Origin of the sequence: Streptomyces recifensis, from assembly GCF_002154615.1 — a bacterium.
Taxonomy (GTDB): Bacteria; Actinomycetota; Actinomycetes; order Streptomycetales; family Streptomycetaceae; genus Streptomyces; species Streptomyces griseoluteus.
Genome location: NZ_MUNH01000443.1, coordinates 1 through 5,748, shown reverse-complemented (window position 1 = coordinate 5,748; position 5,748 = coordinate 1). Strand labels below are relative to the sequence as shown.

Below are 5,748 nucleotides of genomic sequence, written 5' to 3'. Positions count from 1 at the left end.
CGGCCCACGCCTGTCGCCGGAACGCGAGCGTCGGGCCGTGCGGCGCTTTGGAGTCGCGGACGGGGATGTGGGTGGGGTGGGCGTCGGCTACTTCCAGGCATTCGCCGCCGCTGCCGCCGCTGTATGTCGACTTGCGCCAAGTGGTGGGAACTGGCTCAGGGGTGTTCCACATGTGCGTAATCCTGTGCCATGTCCTCAAGTAGAACAAGGGACTTGGCTGGTGAGAGGGCGCTGGCCGCGAGTAGTTCGAGGGTGTGCCGGTGATGCCGCACCATGGTCGGATCGTCCTCCAGTCGGCCGGTTCCGACGCCTTCGAAGTAGAGGAGAGGCGGCGCGCCTTCGAAGTCCATCAACTTGATGGAGCCCTCCATCGAGGCGTGTGCGCCCGCTTTGAATGGCAGGACCTGCACGATGGCGCGGTTCTGCCGGGCCACAGCGGCGACGTGGTGAATCGCCTCCGCCATTACCTCTCTGCTCCCCGTTACGCGGCGAAGCGCTGCCTCGTCGATCACCACCCACAACAACAGGTCTGTTGGATCGTCGAGGAGGGCAGCCCGTTCCATCCGAGCTGTCACCAGATCGTCGAGCCGGCTCTCGGGAGCTGTCGGCCGGTACGCCCGGAAAACGGCTCGCGCGTACGCGGGGGTCTGGAGCAGTCCGGGCAGCAGCAGGGGCGCGTACTGCTTAATCTCCGTGGCCTGCGCTTCCGCTTCCGCCGCCTCCGCGAAGTGTTCCGGGTACTTGGACTTGGCCGCCGCGAGGCAGTTCCGCGCGAAGAAGTCCCCCGTGTCCAGCGCCTCGTCCAGCAGTCGTGCGTACTCCGGCTGCATCCGCCGCGTCCCGGCCTCCAGTTGGCCGATGAAGGAGCCACTCACGAAGAGGACTTGGCCCAACTGCTCCTGACTCAGCCCCTTCCGCTCCCGCGCATGGCGCAACTCCGCTCCGATCATCGCTCGTGGTGACGACGAAGGGTCGAGGTCCTTCGGGCTTGGCATCGCTGCCCCCTGTCCCACAGGTGAGGTTGTTGGCACTGCCTGTATGGCCAGGCTAGGAGCGGTGCCGCCACTCTGTGTGCGGAACAGGAACACTCAGCGTGGAGGCGGAACGTGACGGATACGGCTGACCAGGCGGTCGAGCGGCTGCGTACCGCCCTGCGGGAGGCGGGCATCGTGCTGCCCTCGCTTCGCGTCGACCCCGTGACCGAGGTCTACGGCGGGCGTAACGCCCTGGTGGACCTGGGAAGTTGCAACCTCGACGTCGCCTCCCGTCTCGCCGCCGTGCTCGCGGAGCGGGCGGGTGGGTGACGAGGAGGGGCCGGTCCTCGGGTCGTACGCCGTCGACGTCCGGGACGGGCGGCTCGGGGAGGTCATGGGCCGGGTCGGCGGCCGCGTCCAGTTGCGGCCCCTCGGTGGCGGCCGGGAGTGGGACGTGCCGCCAGAGTACCTCGGCGAGGCCGACCCCGCCGAGGTACTCCGCGAGCGCGTCCGGCTGCTGAACCGGGACGCCCGGCGGCGGGTCCAGCTGGGCTGAAGGGCTGGCGTGGCGGGGGTCACACGAGGCCGGGCCGGTGGGGCGGAATGCGGGGCCGGGTGGAACCAGTTGTTTCACTAGGTGCACCATTGCGTGCACACATACCAGCCGGTCTACACGACACCGTTCTTCCGAGGAGCCCCCACGTGACCGTCACGACGTCCGCCGCCAGCCGCGCGGCCCAGCTCCTGTCCCGCCCGATCACGCTCAACGGCCTCACCGTGCCGAACCGGATCGCGATGGCGCCGATGACCCGGATGTTCTCCCCGGGCGGCATCCCCGGCGAGGACGTCGTGTCGTACTACTCCCGCCGTGCCGCGAACGGCGTCGGCCTGATCGTCACCGAGGGTACGTACGTCGGGCACGACTCGGCCGGCCAGAGCGACAGCGTGCCGCGCTTCCACGGCGAGGAGCAGCTCGCGGGCTGGGAGAAGGTCGCGCGCGAGGTGCACGCGGCGGGCGGCACGATCGTTCCGCAGCTCTGGCACATCGGCATGGTGCGCCGGCAGGGCGAGCCCCCGTTCGCGGACGCTCCCGCCATGGGCCCGTCCGGCGTGCACAAGGCCGGTGCCGAGGCCAAGGGCCAGGCCATGACGCAGTCCGACATCGACGACGTGATCGGCGCCTTCGCCCAGGCCGCCGCCGACGCCGAGCGCATCGGTTTCGACGGGGTCGAGATCCACGGCGCCCACGGCTACCTGCTGGACCAGTTCCTGTGGGAGGGCACCAACCGCCGTACCGACGGCTACGGCGGCGACCCGGTCGCCCGCGCCCAGTTCGCCGCGGAGGTCGTCGCGGCCGTGCGCGAGCGCGTGTCCGCCGAGTTCCCGATCATCTTCCGCTACTCGCAGTGGAAGCAGCAGGACTACACCGCGCGTCTCGCCGAGACCCCGGAGGAGCTGGAGGCGATCCTCGCCCCGATCTCCGCCGCCGGTGCCGACGTCTTCCACGCCTCCACCCGCCGCTACTGGCTCCCCGAGTTCGAGGGCTCCGACCTCAACCTGGCCGGCTGGACCAAGAAGATCACCGGCAAGCCGGTCATCACCGTCGGCTCGGTCGGTCTGGACGGCGACTTCACGGGCGCGTTCCAGGGCGAGGGTTCCCCGCTCAAGGGCATCGACGACCTCCTCGACGGCTTCGAGCGCGAGGAGTACGACATGGTCGCCATCGGCCGCGCGCTGCTCCAGGACCCGGAGTGGGCCACGAAGGTGCTGTCCGGCCGGTTCGACGAGCTGAAGCCGTACGACGCCGCCGCGCTGGGCTCGCTCAGCTGAGGCTCTGCTCCTGAGGCGCCGGGTGGGTGAACTCCCGCCCGGCGCCCTTGTGCTGCCCTCGTCCTCGGGGCACCGACGTCCGGGGTCACCATGCCGAGCCGCCGGGCCGCGCTGCTGCCCGCGGCTACAGGTTGCCCATCGGTTCGATGTCCACCTGGGTGGGGGTGCCCCAGACGCGGAGCACCTCGTAGTCGGTGAACTCGTGGACCAGTCGGTAGGCCATCGCCGGGCGCGAACCGCGGCGGGCGGCGGCCAGGTAGGCCTCCGCCTCGCGGCGGTCCCTTCGCGGGGTGCCGCAGAGCTGCCACTCGCGGCCGTTCCACGCCTCGGGCAGCCAGCGCTGCTGGGGCTGGGGGCGGTCGGCGCGGACGCCGTCCTCGTCACCCACGAGCACCCGGACCACTTCGACGAGGGCCGGCTGCGCGCCGCGCTGGAGGCGAATCCTGAGGCCCGGATCTGGACCCTTAAGTCGGTCGCGGACCAGCTCACGGCCGCCTTCCCCGGCCGGGTGCACACCGTCGGCCACGGCGACACCTTCACCGCCGCCGGCTTCGACGTCCAGGTCCACGGCGAACTGCACGCCGTGATCCACCCGGACATCCCGCGCATCACCAACGTCGGCTATCTGATCGACGGCGGCAAGGTCTTCCACCCCGGCGACGCCCTCACCGTCCCCGACCAGGCCGTGGAAACCCTGATGCTGCCGGTGATGGCGCCGTGGAACAAGATCTCCGAGGTGATCGAGTACGTCCGCGAGGTGAAGCCCCGCAGGGCCTACGACATCCACGACGCCCTCCTCACCGACCTGGCCCGCCCGATCTACGACCGCCAGATCGGCGGCCTGGCCGACGCCGAGCACCTGCGCCTGGCACCGGGGACCGCCGCCGAGCTGTGAGGCCCGTTGTCACACCCGGCGGGTAGGTTGTGGGACATGCGCATCGCCACCTGGAACGTGAACTCGATCACCGCCCGTCTCCCGAGGCTCCTGGCCTGGCTGGAGAGCAGCGGCACCGACGTGCTCTGCCTCCAGGAGGCCAAGGTCGCCGAGGAGCAGTTCCCGGTCGAGGCCCTGCGCGAGCTGGGCTACGAGTCGGCGGTCCACGCCACCGGCCGGTGGAACGGCGTGGCGGTGCTCTCCCGCGTCGGCCTGGAGGACGTGGTCAAGGGCCTGCCCGGCGACCCCGGCTACGAGGGCGCCCAGGAACCCCGCGCCGTGTCGGCCACCTGCGGCCCGGTCCGCGTCTGGTCGGTGTACGTGCCCAACGGCCGCGAGGTCGACCACCCGCACTACGCGTACAAGCTCCAGTGGCTCGAAGCCCTGCGGACGGCTGTCGCCGGGGACGCGGCGGGCGGCCGCCCCTTCGCGGTCCTCGGTGACTACAACATCGCCCCGGCCGACGACGACGTCTACGACCGTGCCGCCTTCGAGGGCGCCACCCATGTCACCCCCGCCGAGCGCGCCGCCCTGGCCGCGCTGCGCGAGACCGGCCTGAGCGACGTGGTGCCCCGCCCGCTGAAGTACGACCACCCCTTCACGTACTGGGACTACCGCCAGCTCTGCTTCCCCAAGAACCGGGGCATGCGCATCGACCTGGTCTACGGCAACGGCCCGTTCGCCGGCGCGGTCAAGGACGCCTATGTCGACCGCGAGGAGCGCAAGGGCAAGGGCGCGTCCGATCACGCGCCGGTGGTGGTCGACCTCGACGTCTGATGCCACGCTGGGGTCCATGAACATCCCGTTCCTGGGCCCCCGGCGCGGCAAGCGCGGTGACGCGGCGCTCCCGGCCGACCCCGAGGCCATCGCCGCGCTGCTCTCCGAGTGCGAACTGCTGCGCTCCCAGGCGGACCGGGCGGGCGTCCGCCTGGACGACACCCCGGCCTCCCTGGAGGCCCTGGACCAGCTGGTCCCGCTCTGGCGCGACGACCCCGAGACGCTGCCCTGGCTCGGCAACGACGCCGGGCTCTATCTGGGCACCGTGGTCGTGCGCACCGTACCCGGCGCCGTCTGGCGCATCAGACGGGGCGGAGAGCCGGTTCTGCGGCTCCGCTCCGGCCGGGAGTTCGAGGTCACCGAGCCCGGCCGTCAGTGGGCCACCAGCGGCCTTCCCGAGCTGTCCCAGCTCTACGCGGAGATCGCCGAACCCTGATCCCCGCGCGTCCCGGCGCGGCACAACTCGGGCTTAAATACGGCTAATGCCCCCAAGTGCGTGTCGTCCATACGGTCCGGCACGGTCTGGATAGTTTCGGCCACTACGACTCGGCGAGAGTGAGTAGGGCTGCGGATGGCCGTCGATCCGTTGATCGAACTGCGTGACGTCAACAAGCACTTCGGGGAGCTCCATGTCCTCCAGGACATCGACCTCACCGTCGGCAAGGGGGAGGTGGTCGTGGTCATCGGCCCCTCCGGGTCGGGGAAGTCGACGCTGTGCCGGGCCATCAACCGGCTGGAGACCATCGAGTCCGGCACCATCACGCTCGACGGGCAGCCGCTGCCCGAGGAGGGTCGCGCGCTGGCCAGGCTGCGGGCCGAAGTGGGCATGGTCTTCCAGTCGTTCAACCTCTTCGCCCACAAGACGGTCCTGGAGAACGTCTCCCTCGCGCAGACCAAGGTGCGCGGCCGCAAGAAGGCCGACGCGGACCGCCGCTCCCGTGAACTCCTCGACCGGGTCGGGCTGTCCGCCCACGCCGACAAGTACCCCGCCCAGCTCTCCGGCGGTCAGCAGCAGCGCGTGGCCATCGCCCGCGCCCTCGCCATGGACCCCAAGGCGCTGCTCTTCGACGAGCCCACCTCCGCGCTCGACCCCGAGATGATCAACGAGGTGCTGGAGGTCATGCGGCAGCTCGCCCGTGAGGGCATGACCATGATCGTCGTCACCCATGAGATGGGCTTCGCCCGCTCCGCCGCCAACCGCGTCGTCTTCATGGCCGACGGCCGGATCGTGGA

At 70.7% G+C, this 5,748-nt stretch carries 8 protein-coding genes and 2 pseudogenes; 7 read left to right on the top strand and 3 right to left on the bottom strand.

Translation table 11 applies throughout. The annotated features are described in order from the left end of the window. Positions 1-172: DUF397 domain-containing protein (locus CCN33_RS22145; RefSeq protein ID WP_086695284.1), on the bottom strand; the 172-nt coding region annotated here is incomplete at its 3' end. Beyond that, positions 156-995: a helix-turn-helix domain-containing protein gene (locus CCN33_RS22140; protein WP_086695282.1), complete on the bottom strand. Its 840-nt coding sequence runs from the start codon at positions 993-995 to the stop codon at positions 156-158. The genes CCN33_RS22145 and CCN33_RS22140, both read right to left, overlap by 17 nt. 111 nt (positions 996-1,106) lie before the next feature. Here CCN33_RS22140 and CCN33_RS22135 point away from each other — a divergent pair, with 111 nt between their 5' ends. The 3 genes from CCN33_RS22135 to CCN33_RS22125 all read left to right on the top strand — a co-directional run bounded on the left by CCN33_RS22135 (position 1,107) and on the right by CCN33_RS22125 (position 2,804). Beyond that, positions 1,107-1,304 carry a hypothetical protein gene (locus CCN33_RS22135; RefSeq protein ID WP_208621829.1) on the top strand — a complete coding sequence of 66 codons (198 nt, stop codon included), beginning with the start codon at positions 1,107-1,109 and terminating at the stop codon, positions 1,302-1,304. Then, positions 1,297-1,530, top strand: a complete 234-nt coding sequence (locus CCN33_RS22130; RefSeq protein ID WP_086695280.1) for a hypothetical protein — start codon at positions 1,297-1,299, stop codon at positions 1,528-1,530. The genes CCN33_RS22135 and CCN33_RS22130 overlap by 8 nt, the downstream gene beginning before the upstream one ends. Before the next feature lie 146 nt (positions 1,531-1,676). Next, positions 1,677-2,804: an NADH:flavin oxidoreductase gene (locus tag CCN33_RS22125; protein WP_086695279.1), complete on the top strand. Its 1,128-nt coding sequence runs from the start codon at positions 1,677-1,679 to the stop codon at positions 2,802-2,804. A gap of 124 nt (positions 2,805-2,928) precedes the next feature. On the opposite strand, the pseudogene CCN33_RS22120 reads toward CCN33_RS22125, so the two are convergent. Next, positions 2,929-3,177, bottom strand: a pseudogene (locus CCN33_RS22120) (hypothetical protein); the annotation flags it as partial. Between CCN33_RS22120 and CCN33_RS22115 the strand changes: the two are divergent. The 4 genes and pseudogenes from CCN33_RS22115 to CCN33_RS22100 all read left to right on the top strand — a co-directional run. Further along, positions 3,160-3,699, top strand: a pseudogene (locus CCN33_RS22115) (MBL fold metallo-hydrolase); the annotation flags it as partial. The pseudogenes CCN33_RS22120 and CCN33_RS22115 overlap by 18 nt on opposite strands. Before the next feature lie 36 nt (positions 3,700-3,735). After that, complete coding sequence (locus tag CCN33_RS22110) at positions 3,736-4,515, top strand: exodeoxyribonuclease III (RefSeq protein ID WP_086695278.1); 780 nt, start codon at positions 3,736-3,738, stop codon at positions 4,513-4,515. A 16-nt stretch (positions 4,516-4,531) separates the two neighbouring features. After that, on the top strand, positions 4,532-4,951 hold the full coding sequence (locus tag CCN33_RS22105; RefSeq protein ID WP_086695277.1) for a DUF6278 family protein: 420 nt from the start codon (positions 4,532-4,534) through the stop codon (positions 4,949-4,951). A 135-nt stretch (positions 4,952-5,086) separates the two neighbouring features. Next, positions 5,087-5,748 (top strand): amino acid ABC transporter ATP-binding protein (locus CCN33_RS22100; RefSeq protein WP_086695276.1); only part of this gene is annotated, 662 nt, incomplete at its 3' end.